We start from the raw sequence: 13,088 nt of genomic DNA, 5'->3' as shown, positions 1-13,088 counted from the left end.
CCCGCTCCCCTTCACCGCCCCCTGGCACTACGAGCTCCGCTTCCCCCGCGACCCCCGCGCGCCCCGTATCGTGCGGATCACCCTCCGCTCCGTACTCACCGCCCACGGGCTCGACGAACTCACCGACCGCGCCGAACTCCTCGCCTGTGAGCTGGCCACCAACTCCGTACGGCACACCAACAGCCCGGCCGCCGTGTGGCTGCACTGGCGGCATCCCGTACTCCGCGTGGTCGTCCACGACATGAGCCCCGACCTTCCCGAACCGGGACCGGTGCCGCCCGGTGACGCCGAAGGCGGGCGCGGACTGGTGATCCTGGACGCGGTGGCCGACCGCTGGGGCGGCTGCTCCGTCACTGCGACCCGGAACCCGTATGCCCTCGGCAAGACGATCTGGTTCGAGCTCTCCGTGGACCGGGGCGAGACTCCGCCGCCCGCGCTCGCGGCGGCGTGACAATGAGCCGCAGCGCCGTCTGGGCGGTGAGTACAGTGAGAGCGAGGGCGGTGTGCGCTACACCGAAGCCCTGTGACGCACCGCAGGCGAAGGAGGACCGATGTCGGCAGGTCTGGCCCGCCACCCCATTCCCGTCCGCCGTGGGCACCTCCGCGAGGCGGCGGAGAAGCTCGAACAGATCACCGGCACACGGGTCGAGATCATCGGAGGAGCCCTCGTGATGTCGCCGAGCCCGAGCGGCAAGCACGCCGGGATCATCATTGACTTGCGGGACGCAATCCGCCCGGGGCTCGCGACGGCACACGAGGCATTCGAGAACGTGTCCGTTCCCATGCCTGGCGACCCGGACGACTACGCGACCCCGGACCTGACCGTCGGCCCGCGCGCGTTCAAGGACGAGGACGGGTGGCTGCTGGACGCGGACGCGGTCGAGCTCGCGGTGGAGGTCATCTCGCCCAACGAGCGTCTGAAGGGCATCAACGAGAAGACCGCGTGGTACGCCGCCGCACGTGTCTCCCGACTCCTCCAGATCGATCCCCGTACGGGGACGTGGTCCCTGTTCACCCGTCCTGGAGACGGGGAGTACAGGGGCGTCATACACGGCAAGTACGGAGAGAGCATCCCGCTGCCCTCGGGTCTGGGCGGCGAACTGACCACGACAGCCCTCCCCACCTACCGCACTCCGCCCCGGAACTGACGCGTCGCGCTCCAAGCGGTGGGCTATGGCTTGGGCGGGAGTGGAGTGTTGGCGGACCAGAAGTCGGAGTGGACGTTGGGGCGGGGGAGGGGGTATTCACCCCGGTAGTTCGGAGGAGTGGTGGGGTCGGCGACGTCGGACTTCTGGACGCAGGGGCTGTCTACCACGAAGTAGGCCTGGCCCTTTCCGCCGATGATCAGAGAAACCCCGAAGCCGTCGGAGGACTGGGCGAAGATGGCCGGAGTCCGCTCGCTGCTGTTGACCGACTTAATCGTGTATCCGCTCTCCTTCCAGAACCGCTCAACAACTCCGAGGAACGCGCCGCGCCGTTCATCCGAAATAATTGTCATGACTGTGCGGTCGCGCGAGATGCTCTCATGTCCTTTGGAGGTTACCCCGTGCGCCCATTGAATCTCCGGCTTGATGGTGTTGATTGTGTCGTCAAGGATCGCATCTGCTTGCTCTGCCGCCTCCTGCATATTCATGTCGGGACATCTCTTTCTGGTCTGACTTGCCGATTCAATCGCCGTGCAACTTGTCAGCAGTATCGCTGCTGACGCGGCCGCCAGCAGGGGCATGAGTTTCATCGCCGCCCTTCTGTCTTGATATTGGGTTCGCCTGCGACGATCCTGGCAATATTGTCTGCGGACACTCTGTCCGCTTTCGGGTCAAAGTAGTTGGTGTGGGCCTCGACGCCCCCCGTGATGACATGCGGGCCGTCGTCCACTTTGAAGCGTGTGGCGCCGAATGCTTCGCTGGCCGGATCTTTGCCGAACCAGAGGCTGTCATTTCCTGGGTCGGCGACCTGCCCGACTGCGACACCGATGAGTCCAGGGAACGCCAAGCCCGCTGCAGCGTGTGCCTTAGAGGGGGCTTTGGTTACCAGGTCGTTGTCGGCTGCGCCAACGAAGACGTGGCCCTTGTCGACGTTCAGATCCTGTGCGGAGTTCGCGCCGGTTCCTGGGCTTCCGACCAGGATGACGTTGTCGGCGCCTGGGATGCCACCCGGTTGCTGGGCAGCCTGTCCGACGGTGAGGGAACCGTATGAGTGGCCGATCGCGGTGACGTGCGGATCGGAGGTCTCGTTAGTTGCGGAGATGCCAGCCATGAACTCGTTGTACGAAGCTGCCCCGGCTTTGGCGCTACCGATGAATGCGATGTCTGTGTTCTTCACTAGACTCTCAGCCGGGAGTTGTGGTGCGTCGTAGCCGAGCCAGGCGATGGCGGCAGTGGATGGATCGTATCTCTGGGCTCCTCTGGCGGTGTCCAGTGCCCGTTTCAAGCCGTCGTCTCCCGTGAACTCGGTGTCCAATTTTGAACCGAGACCTGGAACAAAGGCCGAGACGTTCGTCGAAGTGTCGGGGTTTCCGTAAGCGACGATCGCCCGGCCGTTGCCCTCATCGCTGATGCCGAGCAAATACATCGGGGGCGGGACCTCCTTGCCGACCTCCAGGCGCTGCGTGACGTTCTCCGCCAGCTGCCTATCGATGTCCTTCAGAGCCGTCAGCATCGTCCTCGACTTCTCGTCGTCCTGCCCCTCCAACTTCCCGATCAGCAACCGCAGATTGTCGCGATTGGCCTCATCCCGAACCTCCGCAGGAATCCCATCCAGGTTCCCGATCACATCCGGGTAGACGGCCAAGTACTCCTCCCGCCGCTCCTGGGACAGGCCCTCCCACCACTCCCTGCGCTCGGCAGGGGACTTGTCCTTCGGGAAGTCGTCCTTGAGGTACTTGTACGCGATGTCGCGCACCGCGTCCGCGTCACCGGCCGCGTCTCTCCACGTCGCCGAGTTGACCGTGAGCCCCGGCTCCGCCTTCAGCTTGCGAAGGGCTTGGCTGAAGCGGCCGTCGATGTCGTTCGCCTCGCGTAGCGCGTGGGCGATGCGGTCGGCGATGTCCTCCGCTTTGGAGTGGTGTGGGTTGAGGGTGGTGAGGAGGGGCGAGGGGCTGCCGGACAGGGGCTTGCCGTCCGGGGACGGGCGTTGGTCGAAGAGGGTGCCGCGTCCCGCCACCGAGCCCCCAGGGTGCTTGGCACCACCATCCATCAGGTTCTCGCCACCGGGCGGGTAGCTCACCGAACCGTTCGCGTTCACCGTGAAGTTCAGCGCCGCCGCGTCCTCCAGCGCCCCCTTCAGCCGCCGCTGCGGGGCACGCAGTTCATGCGCCAGGCCGTTCAGGGTCGAGCGCACCAGCCCGCACTCCGTGTACAGGTACGCGAAGTTCCGGTTCAGCCGCCGCAGGCGCCGCACCACCGCCTGGGCCGCCTCGCCCTCCTGCGTCTTCGCCAACCGGCCGGTCATCTCCGCGTCCACCCGATCCCGCGCGGCATCGGCACGGTTGCTGACCTTGCCCCAGCCGTCGGCCGCGTCGGTCAGCCGGGAACAGTCCAGGTCCCGCAGCTGCTGCCAACTCAGCACCGGGTCACCGCCCCAGCCCACCCTCAGGAACCCGCACGGCGTCCGCGTTCGCCTTCACGCGCGCGTCGGTCTCGCCTTGGTCCCTCGCCGCCTGCCGCAGCTTCGGCACCAGCGCCCCGCACTCGTCCCGTACGGAGTCGAGCCGCTTCTCCCAGGACGCGAGTACGGCCTTCAGGACGCCCGCGCTCGCCAGCCCCTTCGCTCCGGCGGCGACGTCGACGCCGTGCGCCTCGCTCAGGTCCCTCCTGCCCGTGGCCATGCTCGTCCGCAGCTCCCGCGCGACGTCCGCCGCGTTGGTCCACGGCTTGCCACTGTGCCGAAGCCGACCGCCACCGCGCGCGGACTGCCGCCCGACCGCATCGGCCTTCAGCTGCTCCCACTCGTCCCAGGCCACCGCCGTACCCTCCCCGTTCCCGCATCGTCAGCAAGGGCAACGAGGCGGAAGCGCCGCCGGACACGGGACGGGCAGCCTCGTCAGCCCTTCACGTGGAACTCCGCCAGCACCGGCGCCAGTACCTCCGGGTCGGCCATGTGGGTTTGGCCCTCCAGCATCAGGTGTTGGCCATCGGGCGCGGCGCGGGCGATCTCGCGAGCCGCCTCGGCCATCCAGTCGAAGCTCTCTGTGCCATTGATGACGAGCAGGGGGACGCTGACGGCCGCCAGCCGGTCCACCGGGACCAGGCTGTCGCCCAGGACCTCGAAGTCGTAGGCGATCGTCGGGGCCAGCGCCTCCCAGCCCGCCCACATCGGTGACTTACGTAGCTCGGCGATCACGCCTGGGGGCGCGCCGGTTCCGGAGACGAAGTACTCGACCGCGTCGCCGCGACGGTCGGCCGCCAGGAGTTCCCGCAGGCGGGCCGCCTGCTGGCGCCTGGCCGGTACGCCCTCCTCGTCCGGGGTCAACGGGGGTTCGTACGCGGAGACCTTGGTGATCGGCAGGCCGCTCGCGGCCGCCTCCATCGCCAGTGCGCCCCCGGACGACGTGCCGTGCAGTGCCACGTTGCCGCCCACCCTCTCGATCAGGGCGGCGATGTCCTCGACCTCCCTGGCCACCGCGTACGGCAGCGTGTCGCCGCTGCCGCCGCGGCCTCTGCGGTCGTAGGAGATCGCGGTGAGCCCCTGCGCCGCGAGCTGCGCGGCCAGCGGGTCCTCTTCGGCCGCGCCCGTGCACAGGGCGCCGCTGACGAGGATCACCGCCGGGCCCGCGCCGGTACTCCCGTAGACGATCGGGGTGCCGTCACGCGAGATCGCTCTGCCCATGGTTTCCATGCTGGGGCAGACCGCGCGGGCGCACAGAACTCATCGGTGGGCGGGGGACCGGTTTCCGGGCGCCTGCCGAACAGGGCTCAGAGCGCGTCGACTTCGTAGAAGCAGAAGTGGTTCTTGATCTGGGCCACTTCCGGCTTCGGGTCGGGGTAGCCCCACACCGCGTCCGCCGCTTCCGGCAGCGACCAGTAGGAGGCCGTTCCCTTGAAGGGGCAGTACGTGTGGGTCTCGGACGGGGTCAGGAGGTCGGTGCGTACGTCCTCCGGGGGCAGGTAGTAGCGCACTGGGTAGCCCGTCTCGCGCAGGAGCAGCGGGCGGGAGCTTTCCGCGACGACCTGGCCCTGGTGGGTGACCCGTACGGGGTCCGTGCCCTCTTCGATGGTGATGCGGTGTCCCTTGGTCATACGTCGTACAGCACGCCCGTCGCTCGCGTTCTTCCCGTCGCGCGCCCCTACTCTGGGATCATGAACATCTGCGTCTTCCTTTCCGCCGCCGACCTCGATGAGCGCTACACGCGGCCCGCCAGGGAGTTCGCCGAACTCCTCGGCAAGGGAGGGCACACACTCGTGTGGGGCGGGTCGGACGTCGGGCTGATGAAGGTGGTGGCCGACGGGGTGCAGGAGGCGGGGGGCCGGCTGACCGGGGTGTCGGTGGAGTTTCTGGCCGCCAAGGCACGCCCCAACGTCGAGCGCATGGTGGTCGCCAAGGACCTCGCCGAGCGGAAGGCGCTGCTGCTGGAGAACGCCGACGCGGTGGTGGTGATGGTCGGGGGCACCGGAACCCTGGACGAGGCCACCGAGATCCTGGAGTTGAAGAAGCACGGGAAGACCGAGAAGCCCGTGGTGCTGCTCAACACGGCGGGGTTCTACGACGGGCTGAAGGAGCAGTTCCGGCGGATGGAGGACGAGGGCTTCCTGCCCCTTCCGCTCACCGAGCTGGTGTTCTTCGCCGAGGAGCCGGTGTCCGCCCTCGCTTACCTGGAGGAGTCCGCGGGAACGCGTTGAGACAGGAACGCGTTGAGACAGGAACCCGCTGAGACAGGAACCCGCTGAGACAGGAACCCGCTGAGACAGGAACCCGCTGAGACAGGAACCCGCTGAGACAGGAACCCGCTGAGACAGGAACCCGCTGAGACAGGAACCCGCTGAGACAGGAACCCGCTGAGACAGGAACCCGCTGAGACAGGAACCCGCTGAGACAGGAACCCGCTGAGACAGGAACCCGCTGAGACAGGAACCCGCTGAGACAGGAACCCGCTGAGACAGGAACCCGCTGAGACAGGAACCCGCTGAGACAGGAACCCGCTGAGACAGGAACCCGCTGAGGCGGGAACCCGTTGAGTCAGGGTGACGGCTGATGGGATCATGCGGGACATGGCTACACATGTGATCACTGGTGCCGGTTCCGGTATCGGCGCTGCCGTCGCGCGCCGGCTGCACGCGCGCGGGGACGAGCTGGTGCTGCTCGCGCGCGACGCGGGGCGCGCCAAGGAGCTCGCCGCCGAGTACCCCGGCGCGCGTACCCTCGTCGGCGACCTCGCGGACCCGGAGCGGCTCTCCTGGGCCTTCTCCCATCAGAGCCTCCCGGACCGGGTCGACTCGCTGCTGCACATCGCGGGCGTGGTCGACCTCGGGCCCGTCGGTGAGCTCACGCCGAAGGTCTGGCAGGCCCAGCTGAACGCGAACCTGGTGTCCCCGGCCGAGATCACCCGTCACTTCCTGCCCCAACTCCGGCTCACCCAGGGCCATGTGCTCTTCGTGAACTCGGGTGCCGGGCTGAACGCGCACGCCGAGTGGTCCGCGTACGCCGCGTCCAAGCACGGGTTGAAGGCGCTCGCCGACTCGCTGCGCCACGAGGAGAAGCCGAACGGTGTTCGGGTCACCTCGGTCTATCCGGGGCGCACCGCGAGCCCCATGCAGGCCAAGGTGCACCAGCAGGAGGGCAAGGCGTACGACCCCTCGCGCTGGATCGACCCGGAGTCGGTCGCCACGACGATCCTGATGGCCATCGACCTGCCGAGCGACGCGGAGGTCAACGACCTGACGGTGCGCCCGGGCCGGTGAGCGCACCCCAGCTCACCCTGCCTCTGTCGAGGCCGGAGCGAGTGGTGTTCCGTACGCTTCCGGGGTGAGCGAAAAGAGCAGGTTCAGCTGGGGCCCCGCCACGGGGGTCGGTTCGATGCCCGGAGGAGACGCGCGGGAGGCCGCGAAAACCGTCGTCGGGAGCTTCGAGACGCCGGAACAAGGGATGCCGTTTCTGCCGGAGCTGCCAGCGCGGGGGCCGGGTGCCGACATGATCGGGCGGACCGCGGGGCTGCTGGTCGAGGTGTACGCGCGCGTGGAGCCCAGCGGCTGGCGGATCGGGGACCGGCCGGGGATGGACACCCGGCGGGCCCGGTCGTGGCTGAGGGAGGACCTGGACGCTCTGGAGGAGTTCACGCAGGGGTACCAGGGGCCGCTCAAGGTGCAGGCCGTGGGCCCGTGGACGCTCGCGGCCGCGCTGGAGCTGAGGAACGGTGAGGCGGCGCTCGGCGACGCCGGGGCGTGCCGTGACCTCGCGGGCTCGCTGGCGGAAGGGCTCACGGCGCATCTCGCGGAGGTACGGCGACGGGTGCCGGGTGCCGAGCTGGTGCTGCAGCTCGACGAGCCGTCCCTGACGGCCGTGCTGCGCGGGCAGATCAAGACGGCCAGCGGGTACCGCACCCACCGGGCCGTGGACCGGCAGAGCGTGGAGAGCGCGCTGCGCGACCTGGTGGCGGTGCACGACGGTCCGGTGGTGGTGCACTCCTGCGCTCCCGACGTGCCCTTCGCGCTGCTGCGCAGGGCCGGGGCCGCGGGGGTGTCCTTCGACGCGTCGCTCCTCACCGAGCGTGATGAGGAGACGATCGGGGAGGCCGTGGAGGCCGGTACGCAGCTGTTCGCGGGCGTCGTGCCGTCCACCGACGCCGCATTGTCAGACCCTGCCAGTAACGTCAGTGGTGTCAGGACGCTGTGGCGCAGGCTGGGCCTGACTCCGGGGAGTCTCGCGGAGTCGGTCGTGGTCACGCCGTCGTGCGGTCTCGCGGGGGCTTCGCCCGCGTACGCCCGCGCGGCGCTCGCCCACTGCGTCCGGGCCGCGCGATCACTTGCGGACAACCCTGAGTAATCACGCGCGATCCGTCCCGCCAGCGGGACGCCTCGGCGACGGGAACACCCCGACACCGGGATATACGGGACAACGGGAGGACTGAGACGGTGGCCGGCGAAGAGCACGCACAGCACACAGCGGCGCCCTCGGAGGCGCGCGAGAAGCACGCGCAGCTCGCTGAGCAGATCGAGGAGCACCGCTTCCGGTACTACGTGAAGGACCAGCCGGTCGTCAGCGACGGCGAGTTCGACACACTGCTGCGCTCCCTGGAGGCCCTGGAGGAGCAGTACTCGGAGCTCAGGACGCCGGACTCGCCGACCCAGAAGGTCGCGGGCGTCTACGAGACCGAGTTCACCTCGGTCGAGCACCACGAGCGCATGCTGTCCCTGGACAACGCCTTCGACGACGCCGAGCTGGCCGCCTGGGCGGAGCGGGTCGGCAAGGACGTCGGCGCCTCGGACCACCATTTCCTGTGCGAACTGAAGATCGACGGGCTCGCGGTCAACCTCACCTATGAGCACGGCCGCCTGACCCGCGCCGCCACGCGTGGCGACGGCCGCACCGGCGAGGACATCACCCCTAATGTCCGGACGATCTCGGACATCCCCGACCGCCTCCAGGGAGACCGGGTCCCCGCCCTCGTCGAGGTCCGCGGCGAGGTCTTCTTCCCGATGGAGAAGTTCGAGGAGCTCAACGCCCGCCTGGTGGAGAGCGGCGACAAACCCTTCGCCAACCCGCGCAACGCCGCGGCGGGTTCCCTGCGCCAGAAGGACCCGAGGGTCACCGCGACCCGGCCGCTGCACATGGTCGTGCACGGCATCGGCGCCCGCGAGGGCTTCGACATCGACTGCCTGTCGCACGCCTACGAGCTGCTGCACGAGTGGGGCCTGCCGACCGCGCAGCACAACAAGGTGGTCGGCAATCTCGACGGCGTACGCGAGTTCATCGCGTACTACGGCGACAACCGCCACTCCGTGGAACACGAGATCGACGGTGTCGTCGTCAAGCTCGACGAGATCCCGCTGCAGGGCCGCCTCGGCGCGACCTCGCGCGCGCCGCGCTGGGCGATCGCCTGGAAGTACGCGCCCGAGGAGGTCAACACCAAGCTGGTGGACATCCGCGTTGGCGTCGGGCGGACCGGCCGGGTGACGCCGTACGCGGTGGTGGAGCCGGTCACCGTCGCGGGCTCCGAGGTCGAGTTCGCCACCCTGCACAACCAGGAAGTGGTCAAGGCCAAGGGGGTGTTCATCGGCGACACGGTGGTGCTGCGCAAGGCTGGTGACGTGATCCCCGAGATCCTCGGCCCGGTCGCCGACCTGCGGGACGGCAGCGAGCGGGAGTTCGTGATGCCCGCCGAGTGCCCCGAGTGCGCGACGCCGCTGCGGCCGATGAAGGAGGGGGACATCGATCTGCGCTGCCCCAACTCCCGCTCCTGCCCCGCCCAGCTGCGCGAGCGGCTGTTCTATCTGGCGGGCCGCAAGTGCCTGGACATCGAGAACTTCGGCTATGTCGCGGCGACCGCGCTGACCCAGCCGCTGGAGCCCGCCGAGCCGCCGCTGCGCGACGAGAGCGATCTGTTCGACCTCACCGTCGAGCAGCTGCTGCCCATCAAGTCGTACGTACTCGACCAGGACAGCGGGCTGCCCAAGCGGGATCCGAAGACCGGCGAGGAGAAGATCGTCACCTTCTTCGCCAACCAGAAGGGCGAGCCCAAGGCCAACACCCTGGCCATGCTGGAGAACATCGCGGCGGCCAAGGAGCGCCCGCTCGCCCGGATCATCACCGGTCTGTCCATCCGCCATGTCGGACCGGTGGCCGCCGAGGCGCTGGCGCGTGAGTTCCGCTCCCTGGAGCGGATCGAGCAGGCGAGCGAGGAGGAGCTGGCCGCCGTGGAGGGGGTCGGCGGGACCATCGCCGCCTCGCTCAAGCAGTGGTTCGCCGAGGAGTGGCACCGGGAGATCCTGCGCAAGTGGCAGGCGGCGGGGGTGCGGCTTGAGGAGGAAGGGGCCGAGGACGAGGGCCCGCGGCCACTGGAGGGGCTCACTGTCGTTGTCACCGGCACGCTGCAGGGGCATACGCGGGATGGCGCAAAAGATGCGCTGCAGAGTCAGGGCGCGAAAGTGACCGGATCGGTTTCGAAAAAGACGTCTTTCGTCGTGGTGGGGGACAATCCTGGATCGAAGTACGACAAGGCCATGCAGGTAAAGGTTCCGGTCCTCAATGAGGAGGGCCTCACTGTCCTGCTGGAACAGGGTCCGGACGCCGCACGGGAAGCTGCGCTTCCGATCGAGGATTCGACCGGCGAGTAGTGGTTGAAGGCCACCCGTTCAGCGCATACCAGATGCATACGGGTGGCCGGGCCGCATTCGGGCAACCGTAGGCGACCGCCGCCCGCGAAAGCCTTCCGCGCCCTACTGTTGAGGGGTGCGCCTGCCGTGCCCCGCCGCGTATGGGGTATCTCCTGCTCCCTGCGAGCACGGGGAGAGGTTTTCAGACGCGGTGACTCCTGGCATGAGGCCGCGTGGCGTGGGCACCGCCGGCTGTGAGAGGGACGGGAATGAAACCGACCGAGAGCGCCGATCCGGTGTCCTGGCTGCGCCGGTTGGCGCTGCCCGTGCTCCCCGCGGTCGTGGTGGCGCTGGCCGCGGGCGTGCTGTGCGCGGGGTTCGTGCGCGCACTCACCGGTGACCATGCGCTGTTCCCCGGATCGGCCGCCGGCTGGTCCCTCGCCGTACTCACCGGCGTCATCGTCGGCCACCTGGTCGCACTCGGCCGCGAGCGCTGGTGGGGCGGCACCGGATCCGGTGCCGCCCTCACCCTCGCGGTCCTGCTGCTCTACGGCTGGGTGTCCGCCGCCATGGTCAGCCTCACCGTCGTCCTCCTGGTCGGCACCGTGCGCAGCGGCCACAGACGGCAGAGCGTGGTGCACGGCGCGGTGGACATCCTGGGGATCGGCGGGGGCGCCCTCGTGCTGGCCGCCTTCGGCAACCAGCCCTCCGTGGAGGACCCCTGGAAACCAGAGAGCTGGAACGTCTGGACCGTCCCCGAGGTGGCCCTGGCCGCGGCCGCCTATCTCGTGGTGACCCGGCTGCTGATCTGGTACGTCCACGCCCCGCACCCCACGGGACTACCGACCGTCGCCCGTACGTCGCTGATCAGGCAGGGTCTTGTCGGGGTCGCGCTGCTCGGTATCGCCCCGCTGATCTGTGTGGTCGCCATCGCGCTCCCCGTCTTGCTGCCGCTGTTCGCGGTGCCGCTGATCGCGCTCGACTCCACGCTGTGGATCGCGCGTGCCAGAGCCGAGGAGCAGCTGCGCGACCCGCTCACCGGACTGCCCAACCGGCAGTGGCTCCTGGAGCGGATCTGGACCGCCCTGGACGACGCCGATCGGGTCGGTGCGCGCTCCGCGCTCGTCCTGATCGACCTGGACCGCTTTCGCTCGGTCAACGACACGCTCGGGCATCTCGCCGGCGACCGGCTGCTGCTGCAGATAGCCGACCGGCTGCGGCACGCGCTGCCCCGCGGGGCGGAGGCCGCGCGGCTCGGCGGCGACGAGTTCGCAGTGCTCCTGCCGACCTGCGACTCCACCACCAGCGCCCAGCGGGTGGCGCGGACGCTGGTCGCCGAGCTCGGCTCGCCGCTCGACCTGGACGGGCTGACGCTGGTACTCGAAGCCAGCGCCGGGCTCGCCGTCTTCCCCGACCACGCGCTCGACGCGGAGGGGTTACTGCGGCGGGCCGACGTCGCGATGTACCAGGCCAAGCGGGACCGTACGGGCGTGGAGGTGTACGAGTCCAAGCGGGACTCCAACACACCGGACCGGCTGGGCCTGCTGGGCGATCTGCGACGCGCCCTGGACGCGAACGAGGTCGAGCTGCACTACCAGCCCAAGGTCCGCTTCGACGGCCAGGTGGCCGGACTCGAGGCGCTGGTGCGCTGGGTGCATCCGGAGCGCGGGAAGGTGCCGCCGGACGAGTTCATCGCGATCGCCGAGTCCTCCGGGCTGATGCCGTATCTGACCGAGTACGTCCTGGAGACCGCGCTCGCCCAGGTCGCGCGCTGGCAGGCGCAGGGCCTGAAGGTGCCGGTCGCGGTCAATGTCTCGCCACGCGACGTCCATACGCCGGGATTCGCGGGCGCGGTGGCCGCGCGGCTGGCCCGGCACGGGGTGCCCGCGGGGGCGCTGCAGCTGGAGATAACCGAGCATGTGCTGCTGGAGGACCCGCAGCGGGCCGCGGACACGATGGCCGGGCTCACCGGGCACGGCGTGAAGATGTCACTCGACGACTTTGGGACCGGGTACTCGTCGCTGGTCCATCTGCGGCGGCTGCCGGTGAGCGAACTCAAGATCGACCGGTCTTTCGTGGCGCGGCTCGCCGTCGACAACGAGGACGCCGAGATCGTCCGCTGCACGGTCGATCTGGCGCACTCACTCGGGCTGCTGGTCGTCGCCGAGGGCGTCGAGGACGACGAGACCTGGGAGCGGCTGCGGGACCTCGGCTGTGACGCCGTACAGGGCTGGCTGGTCGCCGCGGCGATGCCGGCCGAGGAGACCACGGCGTGGCTGCGGGCGCGGGGGTCGCGGGGGTGGCAGCGGCCTGCGGAGCTGCTGGCCGCGGCGCGGGCGGCGGAGGCCGACGCGGGTTCCGCCCCTGCCCCGCCGCAGGACGTGGAGCGGCCGTCCGGCCAGGTCGTGAACTAGCCCTCGGCTGCACGGGGCTGGTTCTGGGGGTGCCCCCAGGGCGGAGCCTCTGCCTGCGGCGCGTGGGGTTCGTGCGTCGTTTGGCGGCGTCGGCGACTGCGGGGTGGCGCGCCTGGCGCTGCCGCGCGTCGGTCGGGTCGGGGCGCTCGTGCGGACCGGTGGTGGGTGCGCCCGGCCTGCGGCCGAGCGTGTTTCCCACCCGCACCACCCGTGCGGGTGGCGTTGTCAGGTGCAGGTGGCCCTTGTGGGGGCTCAGCGCCGTCGGCGACTGCGGGGAGGAGCACCCGCCGCTGCCCACATCGACCGGCCCGTGGCCCCCTGCGGCCCCGCCGCTGCGTGGTCGGCCCCGCTTCTGCCGCCTCGCCTCGCGCGGCCTCACTCCGCCTTGCGGCCTCGCTCTGCCCCGCGCTGCCCCACCCCGCACCGC

The 13,088-nt window shown here is 69.6% G+C and carries 12 protein-coding genes; 7 read left to right on the top strand and 5 right to left on the bottom strand.

Going from position 1 to position 13,088, the window contains the following annotated elements; genetic code table 11:
• On the top strand, positions 1-451 hold a 451-nt coding region (locus U9R90_RS09690; protein WP_411055983.1), incomplete at its 5' end, for an ATP-binding protein.
• A 100-nt stretch (positions 452-551) separates the two neighbouring features.
• Complete coding sequence (locus U9R90_RS09685; protein ID WP_411055982.1) at positions 552-1,148, top strand: Uma2 family endonuclease; 597 nt, start codon at positions 552-554, stop codon at positions 1,146-1,148.
• 23 nt (positions 1,149-1,171) lie between these two features.
• Here the strand turns inward: U9R90_RS09685 and U9R90_RS09680 are convergent, their stop codons facing one another.
• The 5 genes from U9R90_RS09680 to U9R90_RS09660 form a co-directional block, all read right to left on the bottom strand.
• Positions 1,172-1,735, bottom strand: coding sequence for a hypothetical protein (locus U9R90_RS09680; RefSeq protein WP_411055981.1), 564 nt, complete (start codon positions 1,733-1,735; stop codon positions 1,172-1,174).
• The gene (locus U9R90_RS09675; protein WP_411055980.1) at positions 1,732-3,567 is read right to left on the bottom strand and encodes an alpha/beta hydrolase; all 1,836 of its coding nucleotides are present in this window, start codon (positions 3,565-3,567) and stop codon (positions 1,732-1,734) included. The genes U9R90_RS09680 and U9R90_RS09675 overlap by 4 nt, the downstream gene beginning before the upstream one ends.
• 4 nt (positions 3,568-3,571) lie before the next feature.
• Positions 3,572-3,961: an amino acid ABC transporter permease gene (locus tag U9R90_RS09670; RefSeq protein WP_411055979.1), complete on the bottom strand. Its 390-nt coding sequence runs from the start codon at positions 3,959-3,961 to the stop codon at positions 3,572-3,574.
• An 80-nt stretch (positions 3,962-4,041) separates the two neighbouring features.
• The gene (locus U9R90_RS09665) at positions 4,042-4,827 is read right to left on the bottom strand and encodes an alpha/beta fold hydrolase (RefSeq protein WP_411055978.1); all 786 of its coding nucleotides are present in this window, start codon (positions 4,825-4,827) and stop codon (positions 4,042-4,044) included.
• 86 nt (positions 4,828-4,913) lie between these two features.
• Positions 4,914-5,237 carry a DUF427 domain-containing protein gene (locus U9R90_RS09660; protein WP_411055977.1) on the bottom strand — a complete coding sequence of 108 codons (324 nt, stop codon included), beginning with the start codon at positions 5,235-5,237 and terminating at the stop codon, positions 4,914-4,916.
• Positions 5,238-5,297: 60 nt separating this feature from the next.
• On the opposite strand from U9R90_RS09660, the gene U9R90_RS09655 reads away from it, so the two are divergent.
• The 5 genes from U9R90_RS09655 to U9R90_RS09635 all read left to right on the top strand — a co-directional run bounded on the left by U9R90_RS09655 (position 5,298) and on the right by U9R90_RS09635 (position 12,661).
• Complete coding sequence (locus tag U9R90_RS09655) at positions 5,298-5,837, top strand: TIGR00730 family Rossman fold protein (protein ID WP_411055976.1); 540 nt, start codon at positions 5,298-5,300, stop codon at positions 5,835-5,837.
• A 360-nt stretch (positions 5,838-6,197) separates the two neighbouring features.
• Positions 6,198-6,896, top strand: coding sequence for an SDR family oxidoreductase (locus tag U9R90_RS09650; protein ID WP_411055975.1), 699 nt, complete (start codon positions 6,198-6,200; stop codon positions 6,894-6,896).
• A 64-nt stretch (positions 6,897-6,960) separates the two neighbouring features.
• On the top strand, positions 6,961-7,977 hold the full coding sequence (locus tag U9R90_RS09645) for a methionine synthase (protein ID WP_411055974.1): 1,017 nt from the start codon (positions 6,961-6,963) through the stop codon (positions 7,975-7,977).
• A gap of 89 nt (positions 7,978-8,066) precedes the next feature.
• On the top strand, positions 8,067-10,268 hold the full coding sequence (ligA, locus tag U9R90_RS09640) for an NAD-dependent DNA ligase LigA (RefSeq protein WP_411055973.1): 2,202 nt from the start codon (positions 8,067-8,069) through the stop codon (positions 10,266-10,268).
• Positions 10,269-10,516: 248 nt separating this feature from the next.
• Positions 10,517-12,661, top strand: coding sequence for a putative bifunctional diguanylate cyclase/phosphodiesterase (locus tag U9R90_RS09635; RefSeq protein ID WP_411055972.1), 2,145 nt, complete (start codon positions 10,517-10,519; stop codon positions 12,659-12,661).
• The last annotated feature ends 427 nt before the right edge of the window (positions 12,662-13,088 follow it).

Origin of the sequence: Streptomyces sp. E11-3, from assembly GCF_046540415.1 — a bacterium.
Classification (GTDB): domain Bacteria; phylum Actinomycetota; class Actinomycetes; order Streptomycetales; family Streptomycetaceae; genus Streptomyces.
Note: the sequence above shows the minus strand (reverse complement) of the source record. Positions and strands in the feature narration are given on the sequence as shown.